The organism is Novosphingobium sp., from assembly GCF_027531025.1.
GTDB lineage: Bacteria > Pseudomonadota > Alphaproteobacteria > Sphingomonadales > Sphingomonadaceae > Novosphingobium.
Window position 1 is genome coordinate 315449 of record NZ_JAPZQX010000003.1, and the last position, 18299, is coordinate 333747.

General features: G+C 66.5%; 17 protein-coding genes and 1 tRNA gene. 17 read left to right on the forward strand and 1 reads right to left on the reverse strand.

All coding sequences use genetic code 11. The features are described from left to right. The first annotated feature begins 143 nt into the window (after positions 1–143). From bamA to O9281_RS04645, 14 genes are all read left to right on the forward strand, one after another. Positions 144–2870 (forward strand): outer membrane protein assembly factor BamA, encoded by a 2727-nt coding sequence (gene bamA, locus O9281_RS04580; protein WP_298183916.1) that lies wholly within the window; start codon positions 144–146, stop codon positions 2868–2870. Beyond that, positions 2870–3652, forward strand: coding sequence for an OmpH family outer membrane protein (locus O9281_RS04585; protein WP_298183350.1), 783 nt, complete (start codon positions 2870–2872; stop codon positions 3650–3652). Before bamA ends, O9281_RS04585 begins: the two co-directional genes overlap by 1 nt. A 22-nt stretch (positions 3653–3674) precedes the next feature. Further along, entirely contained in the window at positions 3675–4163 is a 489-nt protein-coding gene (fabZ, locus tag O9281_RS04590) for a 3-hydroxyacyl-ACP dehydratase FabZ (RefSeq protein ID WP_298183354.1), read from the forward strand. Positions 4164–4290: 127 nt separating this feature from the next. Beyond that, positions 4291–4521 carry a 50S ribosomal protein L31 gene (gene rpmE / locus O9281_RS04595; RefSeq protein ID WP_298183356.1) on the forward strand — a complete coding sequence of 77 codons (231 nt, stop codon included), beginning with the start codon at positions 4291–4293 and terminating at the stop codon, positions 4519–4521. Positions 4522–4775: 254 nt separating this feature from the next. Then, positions 4776–4852: transfer RNA gene (locus O9281_RS04600), tRNA-His, on the forward strand. 42 nt (positions 4853–4894) lie between these two features. Continuing rightward, the gene (locus tag O9281_RS04605) at positions 4895–5959 is read left to right on the forward strand and encodes a Glu/Leu/Phe/Val dehydrogenase dimerization domain-containing protein (protein ID WP_298183359.1); all 1065 of its coding nucleotides are present in this window, start codon (positions 4895–4897) and stop codon (positions 5957–5959) included. A gap of 65 nt (positions 5960–6024) precedes the next feature. Further along, a complete protein-coding gene (gene ccmC, locus O9281_RS04610; RefSeq protein WP_298183361.1) occupies positions 6025–6789 on the forward strand; it encodes a heme ABC transporter permease CcmC in 765 nt (254 codons plus the stop codon). Between the two features lie 13 nt (positions 6790–6802). Continuing rightward, the gene (locus tag O9281_RS04615) at positions 6803–6943 is read left to right on the forward strand and encodes a hypothetical protein (RefSeq protein WP_298183363.1); all 141 of its coding nucleotides are present in this window, start codon (positions 6803–6805) and stop codon (positions 6941–6943) included. Then, positions 6940–7386 (forward strand): cytochrome c maturation protein CcmE, encoded by a 447-nt coding sequence (gene ccmE / locus O9281_RS04620; protein WP_298183365.1) that lies wholly within the window; start codon positions 6940–6942, stop codon positions 7384–7386. The genes O9281_RS04615 and ccmE overlap by 4 nt, the downstream gene beginning before the upstream one ends. After that, positions 7383–9326 carry a heme lyase CcmF/NrfE family subunit gene (locus tag O9281_RS04625; RefSeq protein ID WP_298183367.1) on the forward strand — a complete coding sequence of 648 codons (1944 nt, stop codon included), beginning with the start codon at positions 7383–7385 and terminating at the stop codon, positions 9324–9326. The genes ccmE and O9281_RS04625 overlap by 4 nt, the downstream gene beginning before the upstream one ends. Next, positions 9323–9871: a DsbE family thiol:disulfide interchange protein gene (locus tag O9281_RS04630; protein WP_298183370.1), complete on the forward strand. Its 549-nt coding sequence runs from the start codon at positions 9323–9325 to the stop codon at positions 9869–9871. The genes O9281_RS04625 and O9281_RS04630 overlap by 4 nt, the downstream gene beginning before the upstream one ends. Next, positions 9868–10284 carry a cytochrome c-type biogenesis protein gene (locus tag O9281_RS04635; protein ID WP_298183372.1) on the forward strand — a complete coding sequence of 139 codons (417 nt, stop codon included), beginning with the start codon at positions 9868–9870 and terminating at the stop codon, positions 10282–10284. Before O9281_RS04630 ends, O9281_RS04635 begins: the two co-directional genes overlap by 4 nt. Continuing rightward, positions 10281–10961, forward strand: coding sequence for a tetratricopeptide repeat protein (locus O9281_RS04640; RefSeq protein WP_298183374.1), 681 nt, complete (start codon positions 10281–10283; stop codon positions 10959–10961). The genes O9281_RS04635 and O9281_RS04640 overlap by 4 nt, the downstream gene beginning before the upstream one ends. Positions 10962–11050: 89 nt before the next feature. Then, entirely contained in the window at positions 11051–13012 is a 1962-nt protein-coding gene (locus O9281_RS04645) for a potassium transporter Kup (RefSeq protein ID WP_298183376.1), read from the forward strand. 59 nt (positions 13013–13071) lie between these two features. Here O9281_RS04645 and O9281_RS04650 read toward each other — a convergent pair whose 3' ends face one another. Further along, the gene (locus O9281_RS04650; protein ID WP_298183378.1) at positions 13072–15654 is read right to left on the reverse strand and encodes an ATPase; all 2583 of its coding nucleotides are present in this window, start codon (positions 15652–15654) and stop codon (positions 13072–13074) included. Between the two features lie 70 nt (positions 15655–15724). Between O9281_RS04650 and O9281_RS04655 the strand changes: the two genes are divergently transcribed. The 3 genes from O9281_RS04655 (at position 15725) to O9281_RS04665 (ending at position 18299) form a co-directional block, all read left to right on the forward strand. Further along, positions 15725–16027, forward strand: coding sequence for an Hpt domain-containing protein (locus O9281_RS04655; RefSeq protein ID WP_298183381.1), 303 nt, complete (start codon positions 15725–15727; stop codon positions 16025–16027). Positions 16028–16145: 118 nt separating this feature from the next. Then, the gene (locus tag O9281_RS04660) at positions 16146–17321 is read left to right on the forward strand and encodes a hypothetical protein (RefSeq protein ID WP_298183383.1); all 1176 of its coding nucleotides are present in this window, start codon (positions 16146–16148) and stop codon (positions 17319–17321) included. Between the two features lie 24 nt (positions 17322–17345). Next, positions 17346–18299 (forward strand): hypothetical protein, encoded by a 954-nt coding sequence (locus tag O9281_RS04665; protein WP_298183384.1) that lies wholly within the window; start codon positions 17346–17348, stop codon positions 18297–18299.

An 18299-nucleotide genomic window follows, 5' to 3' on the forward strand; every position in this document is an offset into this window, starting at 1 on the left:
ACTGCGGGCAAAACGCGGGAACTTTGCTTGATCGGCGTGGCTGCATCGGGCACAGGGCGGCGGATTGCCAGCAGCGCGACGGCTGACGTGCCTTGGGTGGGCCCTGCGGGGTTCAGGGGGATGGGCAGGCGAAGCAAAGCATGATGACGGGAACAGCCGTGCCGAAGAACCGAATTGCCAAGGATCGCCACTCGACGCTCCGGATTACTGCAGCGCTGATGGGGACCACGATACTGGCCGGGTTGCCCCAGGCCGCCTTGGCCCAGGCTGCCACCACGCCCGCGCCCGCTGCGCCTGCCGAGGCAGCGCCGGCCGAAACCGCCATCCAGTCGATCACCGTGCTGGGTTCGCAGCGGCTCGAGCCTGACACGATCCGCTCGTACATCAAGCTGCGGATCGGCCAGCCCTATACCCAGCAGGGGGCCGACCAGGCGCTGAAGGACCTGTTCGCGACCGAGCTGTTCTCGGACGTCAAGGTTCGCAACGAAGGCGGTAAGGTCACGATCGAGGTGAAGGAAAACCCGGTCATCAACCGCATCATCCTGGAAGGGAACAAGCGGCTGAAGGAGGACAAGATCCTCCCCGAAATCAAGCTGGCCCCGCGCCAGATCTTCACCCGGTCCAAGGTGCGTGCCGACGTGGCCCGCATCATCGAGCTCTACAAGCGCCAGGGCCGCTTCGCCGCCGAGGTCGAGCCCAAGATGGTGCTGCTTGACCAGAACCGCGTCGATATCGTCTTCGAAATCCAGGAAGGCCCGAAGTCCAAGGTTCGCAAGATCAACATCATCGGCAACGAACAGTTCGACGATGGCGACCTGAAGGACGAGATGGTCACGAAGGAAACCGGGATCACCAAGATCTTCAGTTCCGGTACCAGCTATGACCCTGACCGGATGGCCTTCGACCAGCAGAAGCTGCGCCAGTTCTACCTGACCAAGGGCTATGCCGATTTCCGCATCGTTTCGGCCGTGGCCGAACTGACGCCGGACAAGAAGGACTTCATCCTGACCTACGTGGTCGAGGAAGGGCAGCGCTACAAGTTCGGCGAAGTTAAGGTCGACAGCCAGCTGCGCGATTTCGACAGCGACCGCCTGGCCACCCAGCTGCCGATGAAGAAGGGCGACTGGTACGACGCCAAGATGGTGGAAGACACCATCGAGAAGCTCAATGAAACCGCCGGCGCCTTTGGCTATGCCTTTGCGGATGTCCGTCCCAGCTATGATCGTAGCAAGGACGATCTGACGATGGGCATCACGTTCCAGATCGCCGAGGCGCCGCGCGTCTACGTCGAGCGGATCGATGTCAACGGCAACACCCTGACCCAGGACAAGGTGGTCCGCCGCGAGTTCCGCCTGGCCGAAGGGGATGCGTTCAACTCGCTCCAGGTCAAGCGTTCGACCAGCCGCATCAACTCGCTGGGCTATTTCCAGGAAAAGTTCGAGATCGAGCAGAAGCCCGGTTCGGCACCCGACCGGATCGTGCTGGAAGCCAATGTCGAGGAAAAGCCGACCGGCGAACTCCAGCTCTCGGCCGGCTATTCCAGCCTTGAAAAGCTGATTTTCCAGGGTTCGATCCAGCAGCGCAACTTCCGCGGGCGCGGCCAGACCATCGGCCTCTCGCTGAGCTATTCGAACTATTCGAAGAGCGCCGAAGTCAGCTTCACCGAGCCTTACCTGTTCGATCGCAACATCTCGCTGGGCTTCAACCTCTACCGGCGCGATTACAACAGCTTCAACTACCTGAACAACGATCGCAACACGACCTACAAGCAGGCCACCACCGGCTTCCAGGTTCGTGCGGGCATCCCGCTGACCGAATATATCTCGGCGGTGGGCAGCTACACCTTCAACATTGACGACGTGACGCTCGACCGCACGCAGTTCTTCACCGACCGGGTCAATCCGGGCGTGCAGGAGTGCGATTCGCTGCTGGCCGGCCGTTACCTGTGCGAAGCGATCGGCAAGCGCACTTCGTCGATCCTCGGCCTCTCGCTGATTTACGATTCGCTCGACAGCCGGGTCCGCCCCTCGCGCGGGCGCGCCATTTCGGTCACGGCGGAGTTCGCCGGGCTGGGCGGTTCGGTGAAGTACGGCCGCCTGCGCGCCAATGCCGCGCAGTATTGGCCGGTGGGCAAGGGCTGGATCTTCTCGGTCCGGGGTGAGGGCGGCCTGATAAAGTCGTTCGAAAACCGCGGGGCCGGCGTTGACCCGGTCCGCCTGACCGATCGCTTCTACCTTGGTGAGCCGGAAATGCGCGGGTTCGACATTCGCGGCGTGGGCCCGCGCGTGATCCGCCAGCCGATTGTCGATGATGGCAACGGCAACCCGAAGGTCATCACTGATCGCAATTCGGTGATCGATGACGCGCTGGGCGGCAAGTACTACTACCTCGGTCACATCGAGCTCGAGATTCCGCTGGGTTCGGGCGCGCGCGAACTCGGGCTGCGGCCATCGATCTTCCTCGATGCCGGCGCGGTCTGGGGCGTGAAGACGCCGCTGCTGCAATCCAGTCCGTTCCCGAACGGGATCTTCATCCCGACCCGCAATGCCGCTGGCCAGGCGCTCTACGTCCAGATCGACGAGGTCAGTTCGACCTGCCAGGCGACCAAGACCTCGCAGGTCACCAATCCGGTCAACCCGGCGCCGCCGGCCTGCCTTGCTTCGCCCAACAACTCGCCGATCGGCAGCAATGTCGGTCCGTTCCAGGAAATCTTTGTCGGCAATTCGGCGCGGCCGCGCGTCTCGGTCGGCATCGGCGTGAACTGGAACTCGCCGTTCGGCCCGTTCCGCATCGACTTCGCCCACGTGCTGCTGAAGCGCCCCGGCGATGACACCAAGAGCTTCACTTTCAACGTGGGAACCCAATTCTGATGAAACTGCTTCGCACCTCGGCGCTGGTCGCCGCCATTTCGTTTGCCGCGCTTTCGGCCAATCCGGCCGTGGCCCAGAAGAACCGCGACAAGAACCAGGAACCGGCTCCGGCGCCGACCGCCTCGACCGGTGCGCCGATCGTTCAGGGCATTGCTGTCGCCAACCTTCAGGCCGCCATTGTCAACACCGATGCCTTCCGCGTGGCCCAGCAGCAGCGCCCGGTCACCTACAAGAGCAATTATGACAGTGCCCAGGCCCGCAGCAATGCGCTGGAAGCCCAGCTGAAGCCGCTGATCGACCGTTTTACCGCGGCGCGGGCCGCGCCCACGGCCAATACCCCGGCAGCCCAGCAGTCGCTGCAGCAGCAAGCCCGGACGATCCAGGAGCTGCAGGAAAAGGGCAAGCAGGAAATCCAGCAGCAGCTGCTGCCGATCGCGCTGTCCGAAGCCTTCGTGAACGAACAGATCGAGGAAAAGATCGACCAGGCCGTGCAACAGGCGATGGCCAAGGCCCGCGTCTCGCTGGTGCTGCAGCCCGGTGCCGTCGTGGCCCGCGCCAATGCCTATGATCTGACCGACGAGATCGTCGCCGAGCTCAACACCCTGATCCCGACCGCGCAGCTCGTCCCGCCGCAGGGCTGGGAACCGCGCGAGATCCGCGAAGCCCGCGCGCAGCAGGCGGCCCAGCAGGCCGCCGCCGCTGGCACGCCGCCGGCTGCTGCCGGTGCTGCGCCCGCGCCGCGCCCGACCACCCCGGCCGGGCCGCAGCCCGAAGGCCGCTAAGCACATCGGAGCGGGGGCAACGATGAGCGAGACTACCGAAACGACGGGTGCGGCCAGCGCCGCACCCGTCTATGATATCCGCGCGATCCTGAACGCCCTGCCGCACCGGTACCCGTTGCTGCTGGTCGATCGGGTCAAGTCGCTGGAAATCGGCGAGCGGATCCATGCGGTGAAGGCGGTGACCTTCAACGAGCAGTTCTTCCAGGGGCACTTCCCCGGACGGCCGATCATGCCGGGCGTGCTGCAGATCGAGGCCCTGGCCCAGACCGCGGCGATCCTCGCGATCGAAACGCTGGAACTCGCCGGGTCGGGCAAACTGGTCTACTTCATGTCGATCGACGAGGCCAAGTTCCGCGCTCCCGTGGAGCCGGGCGTTCTGCTCGACCTTGAAGTCGGCTTCGTCCAGAAGCGGGCGCGGGTCTGCAAGTTCTGGGGCAAGGCCTCGATCGAGGGGAAGGTGACCTGCGAGGTGCAGTTCACCGCCATGGTCGCCGACCCGCCCTCTTCGTAGTTGGCCAGGCGCATCCGCGTTAGACCTGCGGCACCGGCCGAAGGGCTGGACAAGACAGCATAGCGAAGCTATGCGCCGCGCTTCCTTTTCAGGCCGGTCGGAACCGGCCACAGCGAAAGACCGAACGATGAAGGCCGATATCCATCCCGATTATCACATGATCAAGGTGCAGATGACCGATGGCACCGTGTTCGAAACCCGCTCCACCTGGGGCAAGGAAGGAGACACGCTGGTGCTCGAAATCGATCCCACCTCGCACCCGGCCTGGACCGGTGGCAACCAGCGCCTGCTCGATCAGGGTGGCCGCGTTGCCCAGTTCAACAAGCGTTTCGGCGGGCTTACCCTCAAGAAGGGCTGATCCTCTTTCCTAATGGGAATGCGCGAAGGGCGGCCGATTGGTCGCCCTTTTGCGTTGCAGCGGGGTGGGCGCGATTCGCGATCGGTGGGATTTCAGCGGCGCGTAATTTAATTACGCGGCTCGCTAGGCCAGACGATTTTTCGCTTCCCATTTGCGCGGTCCTGTGCAAGAGCGCGCGCCTCTCCCAATCGCTGCTTGCGAGGCGGGCGGGCGCTGCCTAACAGCGCGCAGTCCGGCGGGCGCCGGGAGATATGGCGATCGTAGCTCAGTTGGTTAGAGCGCCGGTTTGTGGTACCGGAGGTCGTGGGTTCGAACCCCATCGATCGCCCCATTCTCCCTTTCCTCACATGCCCCCGGCGGGAGGAAGCGCACCATGCCGGCGATCTGGGAAGAGCCCGATTTCGACGATCACGAACTGGTCCAGGTGGTGCGCGATCGCGCCAGCGGGCTGACCGCGATCATCGCGCTGCATTCCACCCACCTTGGCCCCGGCGCGGGCGGCACGCGGTTCTGGCACTATGGCGAACCGGCCATGGCCATGCGCGATGCCCTGCGCCTGTCGCGCGGGATGAGCTACAAGAACGCCATGGCCGGGCTGCCGATGGGCGGGGGCAAGGCCGTGGTCCTGGCCGATCCGGCGGGCACGAAGACTCCCGAAATGCTCGCCGCCTTTGGCGCCGCGATCGAGGCGCTGGGCGGCCGCTATGTCACTGCGGAAGACGTGGGGATGAGCGAGGCCGACATGGTCGCCATCGCCGCCCGCACTCGCCATGTCACTGGCCTTCCGGCCAAGGATGCCAGCCAGGCCGGGGGCGATCCGGGGCCGTTCACGGCGCGCGGGATCTACTATGGGATCAAGGCGGCAGTGGCCTATCGCCTCGGCAGGGATGACATGGTCGGGATCCACGTGGCGATCCAGGGTACCGGCAGTGTCGGCGGCGGCGTGGCCCGTCTGCTCGCCGCCGATGGCGCAAAACTGACCCTGGCGGACGTCAACGCCGAACGCGCCGCCAGCCTCGCTGCCGAGCTGGGTGCGGAAGCCGTTTCCGCCGACCGCATCATGGACGTGGCCTGCGACGTGTTCAGCCCCAACGCCCTTGGTGCGATTCTCGACGATACCGGGATTGCCCGGTTGCAGGCGCCGATCGTGGCTGGCGGCGCCAATAACCAGCTGGCCCGCGCCGAACATGGCCAGGTTCTGGCCGCACGCGGCATCCTCTATGCGCCGGACTATGTGATCAACGCCGGCGGCATCATCGCCGTGGCGCTGGAATACCTGGCGCGCGAGCATGGTCAGCCCGGCTCGCTCGACGAAGTGCACCGCCGACTGGCGGAAATCCCTGGCCGACTCACCGCGATCTGGGATGAAAGCAAGGCCAGCGGTCGCCCTGCCGACCAGGTGGCCGATGCCATGGCGCAGCGCCTGATCGGGCGTTAGTCACTTGCCCGAATCCCCGCACCCTGCCAAAGGGCGCTGACCTTTTTTCGGGCTTTTCGCCACTCATGCACGGCTTTGCCAATCCTGCCCGTTTCCTGCGTCTTGCGCGCTGGTTGACGCCGTTGCTGCTGATCGCCGGACTGATTGTGACGGGCGCCACGCTGACCTGGGCGCTGACCTCTGCTCCGCCCGAGCGATTGCAGGGCGATTCCGCCAAGATCCTGTTCGTTCATGTGCCTGCTGCCTGGCTGGGCATGGGGGGCTGGAGCGCCCTGGCGATTGCCAGCCTGACCGAGCTGGTCTGGCGGCACCCGCTGGCGGCCATCGCGGCGCGGGCGATTGCCCTGCCGGGGGCCTGGTTCTCCGCCCTGTGTCTGGCCACCGGATCGCTGTGGGGGCGACCGGCCTGGGGCACCTGGTGGGTCTGGGACGGGCGGCTGACCTCGATGCTGGTGCTGCTGTTCCTCTACCTCGCCTACATGGCCCTGGCCGAGGCGGCGGACCGCGATGCGGGCAACGGCAGTGGCAGCGGGCAAAGCCGGATTCCGGCGATTTTCGGCCTGGTTGGCGCGATCAACATCCCGATCATCCACTATTCGGTGCTGTGGTGGAATTCGCTGCACCAGCCCCCGAGTATCTCAGTGGGCGAATCGGCCATGGCGCCGGTGTTCCTTTATGGCCTGCTGGCCGCGGTAATCGGCTTTTCGCTGCTGTTTGGCGGCGTGGTGCTGGCGCGGATGCGGGCGATCCTGGCCAATGCCCAGGCCGAGGCGCGGTTGCGCCGCCGGGCGATGGATCAGGACTTCGACGATTTTGGGAAGCGGGACTGAACGGAGCACGACAATGCGTGAAGGTCTCGACCACTGGCCATTCATCCTGGCCTCCTATGCGCTGACCATCGGCGGCACCCTGTTGCTGGTGGCGCAAAGCTGGCTGTCGATGAAGCAGGCCGAGGCCCGGCGTGAGCGGAGCCGCGACCGATGAAGGCGAAACACCAGCGGCTGACCCTAGCGCTGATCGCGGTCGTCGCACTAGTCGGTGCGGGCATGCTGGCCGCCTGGGCGCTGCGCAGCCAGGCCTCATTCTTCTACCTCCCGGCCGAATATGCCGCCAAGCCGCCCGAGGAAGGGCGCGCGGTGCGGCTGGGCGGCATGGTCGAGAAGGGATCGATCAAGACCGCGGCCGATGGCGTGACCATCAGCTTCGTGATCCACGATGACAAGGCGCGCGTCCCGGTAACCTATCGCGGCATCCTGCCCGACCTGTTCGTCGAAGGATCGGGCGCCGTGGCAGAGGGCCGCCGCGCTGCTGATGGTCAGTTCGTGGCCGACAACATCCTCGCCAAGCATGACGAGAACTATGTGCCGCGCGAAATGAAGGGCATGACCAACGAGGAAGCCCGCAAGATGATCGAGGGTGCGTCGTGATCGCCGAACTGGGCCTGGCCGCCCTCTGGCTGGCCGCGGCGCTGGCTGCCTTGCAGCTGATCGCAGGCGCGCTGGCCCTGACCCAGCGGGGCGCGGCCCTGGCGGGCATCGTTCGACCAGTCGCCGTGGCGCAAGGCGTGCTGGCGCTGGTCTCATTCCTAGCGCTGGTGGTGCTGTTCTGGCAGACCGACCTGTCGGTCGAGCTGGTCGCCAAGAACTCCCATTCGGCCAAGCCGCTGCTCTACAAGCTGACCGGCACCTGGGGTAACCACGAAGGGTCGATGCTGCTCTGGGCCATGGTGATGGGCCTGTCGGGCAGCCTGGTCGCGCTGATCGAGCGGCGTCTGCCCGAGCCGACCATGCTGGCAACGCTGGCTGGTCAGGCTTTCGTCAGCCTGGGTTTCTATGCCTTCCTGCTTGCCTCGTCCAACCCCTTCACCCGGCTCAATCCGGCGGCGATCGAGGGGGCGGGGCTCAACCCGCTGCTGCAGGACCCCGGGCTCGCCTTCCACCCGCCGACGCTTTACATCGGCTATGTCGGGCTGTCGGTGGCGTTCAGTTTCGCGATCGGTGCGCTGGTCACGCGCGAGGTTGGCCCGGCCTTTGCCCGCGCCATGCGGCCCTGGGTGCTGGGTTCGTGGATATTCCTGACCATCGGCATCGTCGCGGGCTCCTACTGGGCCTATTACGAGCTGGGCTGGGGCGGCTGGTGGTTCTGGGACCCGGTCGAGAACGCCAGCCTGATGCCCTGGCTGGCGGCGACGGCGCTGCTCCATTCGGTTTCGGTCCTCGCCGCGCGCAATGCGCTGCGGGCCTGGACGGTGATGCTGGGGGTGGTTGCCTTCTCGATGTCGATGGTCGGTACCTTCCTGGTGCGCTCCGGCATCCTCACCTCGGTCCATGCCTTCGCGGTCGATCCGCAGCGCGGCAGTTTCATCCTGGGGCTGCTGGTGCTCTACATTGGGGGCGCGCTGCTGCTGTTCGGCCTGCGCGCCTCAAGCGTGTCCGAGGGTGAGCGCTTTGCGGCAACCAGCCGCGAAGGCGCGCTGGTGTTCAACAACGTTATGCTCAGCGCGATCCTGGGCATCGTGCTGGTCGGCACGCTCTATCCGCTGCTGGCGGAAGCGCTGGGGGCGAAGGTTTCGGTCGGTCCGCCTTATTTCAACCCGGTGAGCGCGATTTTTGCCGTGCCTATGCTGCTGGTGCTGGCGGTCGGCCCGCTGCTGCGCTGGCGGCGTGACAGCCTGAGCCGGATCAGGTTGCAACTGGTGCTGCCGGTGCTGCTGTTTGTCGGCGCGCTGGTCTGGGGGGCGAGCGATGCCATGGGTATCCTGCCCGCGCTGGGCCTGGCCCTGGCTGCGATGCTGGCGGTGGCCAGCTTCCTGCCGCTGAAGGGTCGCAAGCTGCGGCAGGTCAAGTTGCCGCTGTGGGGCATGGTCGTGGCCCACTTCGGGGTGGCGGTCGCGCTACTCGGCATGGCCAGCGATGCCGCCTTTACCAAGGAAAGGCTGGTCGCGCTGCGTGAAGGCGAGGTGACCGAGGTCGGCCCCTGGACCGTCAAGCTTCAGCGGATCGAACCGGTGGCCGGCCCGAACTGGACCGCGCTGCGGGCCGATCTGGCCGCCAGCTATGCGGGCGGTAAGGTTAGCGAGCTGCATCCCGCCGCGCGCTCGTTCTGGTCGCCACCGACCGAGACGAGCGAAGCTGCACTCAAGACCCGCTGGAACGGCCAGCTTTATGCCGTGCTGGGCGAGGAATCGCAGGGCGGACGTTGGCAGCTGCGGCTGTGGTGGAAGCCCTTCGTGCCGATGATCTGGTATGGCGGGCTGCTCATTGCGCTGGGTGGCCTGCTGGCGCTGTGGGGCCGGGTGGCCAGTGACCTGCGGCGGTTCGTCGCGCGCGACAAGATCGCCTGGCGGCGTTCGAGGCAGGGTCGATGAGCGAGCCGCACAAGCCCTCGCGCTGGACACTCTGGCTGCCGCTGATGCTGTTCCTGGGCTTTGCTGGCCTTGCCATGTCGGGCCTGTTTCGGCCGGCCGAGCGCGAAGTGGAAAGCGCGATGATCGGCAAGCCTATGCCGCAGTTCACGCTGCGCGCCGCCGTGCCGGAGCGGCCGGGCCTGTCGACGGCTGACCTCGCTGATGGCAAGCCGCGCCTGCTCAATGTCTTTGCCAGCTGGTGCCTGCCCTGCGCGGTCGAGGCGCCGCAACTGGCCGCGTTAGAGGCCGAAGGGATTGAGATCGTCGGCGTGGCCATCCGTGACCGGCCCGAAGATGTCGCCGCATTCCTGGCCCGTCACGGCAATCCCTTCAGCCGGATCGGAGCCGATGATCGCAGCGAGGTGCAGCTGGGCATCGGCTCGTCGGGGGTGCCGGAAACCTTCGTGATCGATGGCCAGGGCAAAATCCGCTATCAGCACATTGGTGAGATCCGGCCCGAGCATCTTGCTCTGCTGCGGGATAAGCTGAAGGAGGCGGGATCGTGACGCGGGCCTGGTTGCTCATTGCCGTCTTGGCCGTGTGGGCCGCGCCGCTGCAGGCGCAGGACGGTGTTCCTCCCGCGCCCTATGCCAATGTCCAGCTGGCCGACCCGGCGCAGGAGGCCAAGGCCCACGCGCTGATGCTGACCTTGCGCTGCCTCAAGTGCCAGAGCCAGTCGATCGCCGATTCCGACGCGCCGATGGCGGGTGACATGCGCAGCCTGGTACGTGAACGGATTGCTGCGGGTGAGGATCCCGAGGCGATCCGCGCCTGGCTGGTGGAACGCTATGGCGATTATGTCAGCTATGCACCGCGCGTCACGCCGCTGACCTGGCCGCTTTACGTCATCCCGCTGGTCTTGCTGGCGGCCGTTGGTTTGGTTTTGCGGCGACGCCTGCGCAAGGGAGACAGCGCATGACCTGGGTAATGGTGATCCTGTTCGCGGTGGCCACCTTTGGCCTGATCCTGGCCCTGCGCGCGCCGCGCGTCGGCTGGGAAGCGGTGGGCGCGGCGTTGCTGGTGGGGATTGCGGGCTATGCCCTGCAAGCCTCGCCCAGCCTGCCCGGCGCCCCCAAGGAGGCCGCGCAGCAATCGGCTAAGAGCGGCACCGCCCTGGTCGAGGCACGCCAGCAACTGGCCGAGGCCCAGGCCAGCGGCGAAGGGCTCAACCGCTGGCTGGTGATCGGCGATGCTCTTGCCCGCAACGGCCAGTTCGGCGATGCCGCCGGGGTGATCCTGGGTGCGGTCGAAAACAATCCCAAGGATGCCAATGCCTGGCTGGCGCTGGGTAATGCGCTGGTCGGCCATGCCGAAGGCACGCTGACACCCGCAGCGCTCTATTCGCTGGGCCGTGCGGCCCAGGCCGATCCGGCCCATCCGGGGCCGCCGTTCTTCCTGGGGCTGGCCTTGATCCAGTCGGGCAAGCTGGCCGAAGGGCGGCAGTTGTGGGCCGATCTGCTGGCGCGCAGCCCGGCCGATGCGCCGTGGCGGGCGGACCTCGCCGAGCGGCTGACGCGGCTCGACACCTTCATCGCCATGCAGGCCGCGGGGCAGGCCGCGCAGGCTGGCCCGAACCAGCCAGGGACAAGCCGTTGAAGTCGTTTGCCGGGGGCGTGCGGCGCTGCTAAGGGCGCGAGCCTTGCGGCACGGGGGCAGGTGAGTCTGTCCGGGATTGGGGCGCATCGATGAGCAGTTCCGACAAGACCGACGGTGACGCTGCGGCGCGGTTCGCGCATCAGCACGGCCACAGCAGCGGCCATGCCCAGGGCGGCGTGGTCAAGCTGGCGATTGGTGCGGTTGGCGTGGTGTTCGGCGATATCGGCACCAGCCCGCTTTACGCCTTTCGCGAAACCTTTGCTTCGCATCACGGTGTGCCGGGGATCCAGGTCGATCCGGTCCACATCCACGGCGTGCTCAGCCTCGTGTTCTGGTCGATGATGATCGTGGTGACGTTCAAGTACGTCCTGACGATCATGAAGGCCGACAACAAGGGCGAGGGCGGCAGCCTGGCGCTGCTGGCGCTGATCAACCGCAAGTCGCGCGGGCGCAAATGGGCCGCGCCCTTCGTGCTGCTGGGCGTGTTCGCGACGGCGCTGTTCTATGGCGATTCGATGATCACCCCGGCCATGTCGGTCCTATCCGCCACCGAGGGCCTGCAGTACGTGCATCCGGGCTTCAAGGCGTGGATCGTGCCGATTGCCATCGCGATCCTCGTTTGCCTGTTCGCGATCCAGTCGCGCGGGACAGAGCGAGTAGGCAAGCTGTTCGGTCCAATCATGCTGGTCTATTTCGCCACGTTGGCCGGTTTGGGGTTGATGCACCTGACTGCCATGCCCGGAATCGTGCTGGAAACGCTCAACCCGCTTAACGCGGTGCAGTTCTTTGTCACCGATGGCTTCCGCGCCTTTGTGGCCATGGGCAGCGTGGTACTGGCCGTGACCGGGGCCGAGGCGCTTTACGCCGATATGGGCCATTTCGGCCGCAAGCCGATCGGGCTCAGCTGGCTGACCTTCGTGCTGCCCGCGCTGATGCTGAATTACATGGGGCAGGGGGCCATGGTCCTTTCGCAGCCGACGCCGGAACAGGCCTATGCGCTGATCAAAGACCCCTTCTTCCTGATGATCCCCGATGCGATCCAGCTGCCTGTAGTGGTGCTGGCGCTATTGGCCACGATCATTGCCAGCCAGGCGGTGATCTCCGGAGCGTTCAGCCTGACCCAGCAGGCGATCCAGCTGGGCTTCATGCCGCGCATGCAGATCAAGCACACCAGCGCCTCGAAGGCCGGTCAGATCTATATCCCGGTGGTCAACTGGGGCCTGATGATCATGGTGCTGCTGCTGGTGCTGTTCTTCCGCTCCTCCAGCAATCTGGCCGCTGCCTATGGCATCGCGGTCACAGGCGCGATGTTCATCGACACGATCCTGCTTGCGGCCGTGCTGGTCAGCCTGTGGCGCTGGCCCTGGTGGAAGGCTGCACCGCTGGTGGCGGTGTTCTTCACGGTCGACATGGCCTATCTCGGCGCTAACCTGCTCAAGGTGCCCTATGGCGGTTGGGTGCCGCTAGTGATTGGCCTCGCGATCTTCACCCTGCTGACTTCCTGGTCGCGCGGCCGCGCGCTGATGCGGGCCTCGATGGCCGAAGGCTCCATCCCGATGGAAGTCTTCGCCAAGAGCGCCCATTCCAGCGCCACCCGCGTGCCCGGCACGGCAATCTTCATGGCCTCGACCGCTGCCGGTGTCCCTTCGGCGCTGCTCCACAACATCAAGCACAACAAGGTGCTGCACGAGCGCGTGGTGATCCTCACCGTGGCGATCCAGGACGTGCCCTATGTCGATGAGGGTGAGCGGTGCAGTGTCAAGGACCTGGGCCAGGGCTTCTACCGGATGAGCCTGCGTTATGGCTTCCTTGAGGAAACCGACGTGCCCGATGCCCTGAAGCGTGCGGATATCTGCGGCGGGCCGTTCGACATGATGAAGACCAGCTTCTTCCTGTCGCGCCAGACCCTGCTGCCCTCGGCCAAACCGGGCATGGCATTGTGGCGGGAAAAGCTGTTCGCCTGGATGTTGCGCAACGCTGCCAGCGCGATGGAATTCTTCCGCCTGCCCACTAACCGCGTGGTCGAACTGGGCAGCCAGGTCGAAATCTAGCCGCGGAACAGCCCCACCCTGCGGGCAATCGCAAGTTCGGCAGGGCTGGATTTCGGCGATCAGTTGCGCAGGCGTTCGATCGCCTGGGCCAGCGCCACGTAAAGCTTGCCCATGTCGCTGCTCAGCATGGTCACGCCCAGGGCGTGCCCATCGCGGGTGGACAGCAGCTGGCGCAGCATGGCTTCGAAATCGTGGATATAGCGGCTGACATGCTCGCGAAAGCCCGGCTCGTCCTGGAACAGGCGGGAAATGGCCTTGGCTTCGGCCGGTTCCAGCAGGCGGGTCGCCCGGCGGGTAAAGACGCCCCGGTCGCCGCGCAGGTAGGCTGCCCAGGCCGTGTCCGCCACATCGGCGTCCAGCGCGCGGGCAATGTCGATCGCGTTCGAATTGAGCGCCTCGGTGATCAGCGCGACGCGGCGGGCGAAATCGTTGTCGACTTGCTCTTCCGCCCGGCTGCGGGCCTGGGCCACCCGCCGCTCCAGGTTGCCGGCCAGTTCGTTGACCTTGGCCAGCTGGTCGCGCAGCTGGATCGCGGCTTCCCGGCTGATGCCCGAAGCCTTGACGGCGGCCAGTTCCAGCTGTTCCGCCGCCTCGCTGGCGCGGGCGCGCATGGCAACGTCGATGGCTGCACCGCTTTCCTCGGCCAGTCGTGCAGCAAGCGCGCTGACAGCGGTCGCGCTGGTGCTTTCCAGATCGGTCACCGCATCGCGGGCGCGGCCTTCCAGTGCTTCGATCGCGCTCTTGAGTTCGGCCTGGGCCTGTTCGGCGAGGGCCAGGCTTTCGCCGCGGGTGGCCGCCAGGGTCTGCTGCATGGCGCCCAGCGCGCCAGCCTGCCTTTCGGTCCGGGCGGCAAGGGACTGGAGCAGTTCCTCGGCGCGGGCCACGTGCGCTGCCAGCCCTTCGCCCTTGGCCTCGGCCTCGCCCACCGTATCGCGCAGCGCCAGGGTGCGGGCCTCGATCTCGGCCAGCTTGGCCTCGCCTGCACCCATCGCGGCGGGGAGTTCGGTCTGGGTGTGCGTGACACTGGCCTGGATCAGTTCGAGCAGGCGGACCGAATTGTCGGTCAGCTCAGCCACGGCGCGGTCGGTCCCGGCCAGGGCTTCGCGACTGGCGGCAAGCCGTTCGGCCAGGGTGGCTAGGGCGGCGGATAGCTCGTTCTGGGCGGAAGCGCCCTGGTTGCGGGCCTCGCCGATCCGGGCGGCGAACACGTCGAGCTGGGCGGCAATTTCGGCCGTGTGGGCCACCACCTGGGCAGCGCGCTGTTCCTGTTCGGCCCGGCGCGCGGCCAGCACTTCGTCCAGTTCGGCCAGTTGCGCTTTCAGCGTTTCGCCGAATTCGGCATGGCGGGCAGCCAGATCTTCTCGGCGCTTTTCCAGCTCGGCGGCGAACAGGCGGTCACGTTCGACCAGCCGGCCGTCGACTTCCTCGGCCTCCTTGGCCAGCTCGGCCAGGCGATGACGCGCAGAATCGAGAGCCTTCTGGTCGATCTCGCCAACCTGGGTAATCGCCGCGCGCAGGTCATCGACCAGCCGGGTGGTGGCGTTCTGCCAGGCTTCGAGTGCGCCCGCCTCGGCTTCGCGCAGGGACCTGCCAATTGCGGCGCCTTCGTCGCGGATCGCCCCGAGCCGCGCCCGCAGCGAGGTCAGGCTTTCGGCTTCGGCTTCGTCGAGCGCAGCGCGGACCGTCGTCAGTTCCTCGGCCAGGGCATTGGCGCGGGTGCGGATCGCGGCGAGGGCGGCAACTTCTGCTCCGTCCAGCTCGCTGCGGAAGGCTTCGCCGCGCTCGGCCAGGGCGGCAAAACGGGCGGTCGCGATCTGGTCGAGTTGCTCGGCCTGGCGGGTGAACTCGGCAATCGCCGCATCGACCCGCGCGCTGAGCGCTGCAACCTGTCGGTCGCTGGCCTGGCCGAACTGGTTGAGCTTGTTGAATCCGGCGATCAGGTCTTCGATCTGGGAATGGGCGGTGCGACCGGCGGCGGCGATGGTGTTGGTCACGTCCTTGGCCGAGCTGGCAATAACCGGCAGCTGGCCGCGCAGCTTCTCCATGTTTTCGAGCGCGGCGGCGCTGACCGTGCCCAACGTTTCGACCCGGGTGCCATTGTCAGCCACCAGGCTGGCGAGCTGGCCGGCATGTTCGGACAGGCGCTCGGTAGCGACGCGTCCCAGCGACTCGAGATCGCGCGATTGGGCCGCGATGAATTCGCGGGCGAGGCTGAGCTCGCTATTGACCCGGCTCAGCCGCTCCTCAAGCGCTGCGGATTCGCGCGCCAGGGACTGGGCGACATCGGCAAAGCGATCGGCCTCGCGGCGGCTGTTGCGCATGGCCAGCAGCCAGGCCACCGCGACCAGCAGGACCGGTAGCGACCAGTCGCGAATCCAGGCGGACCATTCGGCCACGGTTCCGCCGCGCTGGATTGCGGGCAGGTTGGCCATGACGAACAGCGCGGTCCAGCCAGCAATGGCCAGTACTGACAGGATTGCCAGGGCAAGCGGCCAGCGGGCACCGCGCGGCGCGGGAAGATCCTCGACCCAATCGTCCTCCAGCGCGAGCGGCGCTTCGGCAATCGCCTCGGCTGGTTCGGCGGCAGGCGCGTCCTGCGGCTCGGCCGCATCGATCGCCACGATCTTTGATCCCCTGGTCATTCCAGCTGTTTACCATGTTTGGGCTGTGGATAAACCCGAGTTTAACCCCTTGCCGTTATTCACCCTGATCATGGCCTATGAAGCAGGAGCCCTTGATGCCACCCTGGCCGCTGCGGCGGGGGATGATGCACAGCTGTTTTCCGAGCTGCGCGAGGCATTCATCGAAAGCCTTTCCCGGCAGGTTGACCTGCTGGGGCGGGCGCGTTGCGACGGCAACTGGCAGATCACCGCGCTGCGGATCAAGGGTCTGGCCGCCAGCTTCCATGCCGATCCGCTGATGTCCTTGGCGGAAGAGGCGCTCGATGCCGCCCCCGGCGATCCGGTGGTCGTGCGCCAGATCCGGTCCTTTCTCGACAACTACGCCGCAGGCTGAGCCCCGGCGCTTGTTTGTACCCGGCCTTGCCGGTAGAACGCGCGGCTTGCCTCCCTTGCCGTAGCGGAGACCGCGCCTGCTCGTCGCCCTGATTTCACTGCTCGATAGTGCCGGCACCGTGCGCGGTGCCTTGCGCGTGGGCGGGATTTCCGTGGCGCAGGAGCAATTGGCGGTGGCCCTGGCGCTGGGCGCAGAGCGGATCTTTTGCCTCGCCCCGGGGATGACTGCCGATGCCCTGGCCCTGCAGCACGCCGCCGAACGGGGCGGCGCCCGGTTCCAGGTGATCGCGGGGCCGCGCGGACTGCTGGGACAACTGACCTCGACCGACGAGCTCTTCGCGCTGGCGGACGGCCTGTTCGCCTCGGTCGATACCGCGCAGGAACTCCTCGGGCAGGGCACGGCGGTACTGGTCCAGCCGGTCGAGATCGGGCTGGACGCCGGGTTCGAGCGGATCGATGCGCTGCTGGCGAGCGGCGGCGCCTTGCGCATTCCCGGCCGGTTGATCGAACGGCTGGCCGATCTCCCGGCCGATTGCGATGCCTTTTCGGCGCTGATGCGGATTGCCTTGCAGGCCGGCATAAGCCAGCGGGCCTTGCCATCAACGGCAATGGTGGCAGGAGGAACCAGTGGGCGGGGCTTCTGGTCGCTGGTCCGCAGCGAGGCCGAAGCCCACGCGCTTGAGCCGCTGTGGATCCGCAGCCGCACCGCGCAGACCTTGCCGTTCAATCCTTCGCGCTGGCTGGCCCAGGTGGTGGTCCGCAGCTTCGGTCCGGCCCTGCTGCATGCCGGAAGCGGTACCCGTCTGGTCGCCATCGGCGCGGGTACCTTGCTTCTGCTGGCGCTGTTCGCCGGGTGGTTCGGGTTCCCTGGCCTCGGCTTGATTGGTGCCGGATTTGGGTGGATTTGCGTAGAAGCGGCCGCGTTGCTGGCCCGGATCGAAAGCCGCGCCGGACCGGGGTCGGAGGTCTGCTGGTCGTGGCACACAGCCTATGGCTGGGCCAGCGATGCCGTGCTGGTCGGCTTGCTGGCCTGGGCCGAACCGCTTCAGCCCTGGCAGCCACAGCATGACCGGTTCTTTCCCCCGCTGATGCTGTTGGCGCTGCTGCGGCTGGTGCCCCGCGCCTTGCCGATGGGTTGGACTGCCTGGCTGGAAGACCGCGCGCTGGTGGTGCTGCTGGCGGGATGCGCCATGATCGCGGGCATGATCGGCCCCGCCGTGCATTGGGCAGCGGTACTGCTGGCCATTGCGGGAATCCTCTGGCCACGGGCATCTACGCGGCTAACGCCACCTTAACCAAACCCGGCTATGGCCGATGGGATGAGTGAGACGAACGTCCAGGCCCGACCCGACGCCGCGGTGGAAACCGTCCTGCGCGACGAGCTGACGCACGGTGATGCCGTGATCGGCACCATTGCGCCGATCCTGCGTCATCTGCTGGCCAACGACGATCATTCACTGTTCAGTGACGAAATCATCGCCCGGTTGCGCGGGATGTCGGCCCATGTCGCTACCCAGCTGCTCGATGCGCTTGACGATGCTGGTGCAGGCTTCGCCACCCGGGACTACGCGGCAGATCTGGTTCAGCCGCTGCAACAGCGACTGGCCGAACAGGCTGCATTCCTGGCCCATCTTCATGCCCTGGCCGTCGAATGGCAGCTGACCGAGCGTTTGCAGGCGCGGCTTGCCATCGATCCGGCGCTGTCGCCTTTGTTGCAGTCGTTGATTGCCTCGACCGACGCTGGGCAGGCGAGCGGTGGGATGGCGCTGCTGGCGGCGCAGGTCCGCTTTGCTCAGGCGCAGCGGCGGATGCAGGTGGCGTTGGGCGAATTACCACCCGAACTGTTTCACCTTGCGCTGGAGGCCATGCGGACGGTCGATGCTCCGGCCGAGGCGATCGAGCGCGCCTTAGCCACGCTGCGGGCGAATTACGATGAAGGGCGATCACGGATCGGCTTGATGACCCGGCTGGTGATGGGGCTGGGCGGCGGGGCCAGTGCGGCGCTGTCGATCAGCCATGCCGGTGTGGGCCTGTTCCTGACCGCACTGGCGCTGGGTGCCGGGATCGATCGCGACTTGGCGGCGCTGTCCACCAATGAGACCCAGCTGGCCAGGCTGGCGCTGGCCCTGAGTGCGGCTGGCGCGCGGATCGAGATGGTCGAGGAGCAGTTCCTGGCCATTCATCCTGATATCGCCCTGCCGGAGGGTTTCGAGCAGCTTGGGGCTGATCGCGCCGCAGCCTTGCTGGCGCGCGCGGTCGCTGCGGGAGGCTGA